We start from the raw sequence: 239 nt of genomic DNA, 5'->3' as shown, positions 1-239 counted from the left end.
TTGGAGAAGCAATCGCGGTGCGTCAGTTTGGTTGGATAAGAGAAACCGATATGTACATAATGCTTGTTCCTGCAACTTATTTTTTATTTTACATAGTGGCTCATATGAAGTTTAAAAGTAGTAATTCATATAGAATGTTGCGTATCATGAGTAGTTTAATCTTCTACATGCATTTATGGGTAGGCTCTGTTGTGGGAAAATTACTAGAGAGGTTGAATGGGAATTTAGCTGAAAGAGGT

It is taken from the genome of Anaerosporobacter sp. (assembly GCF_965301125.1).
This window is presented reverse-complemented; position numbering follows the sequence as displayed.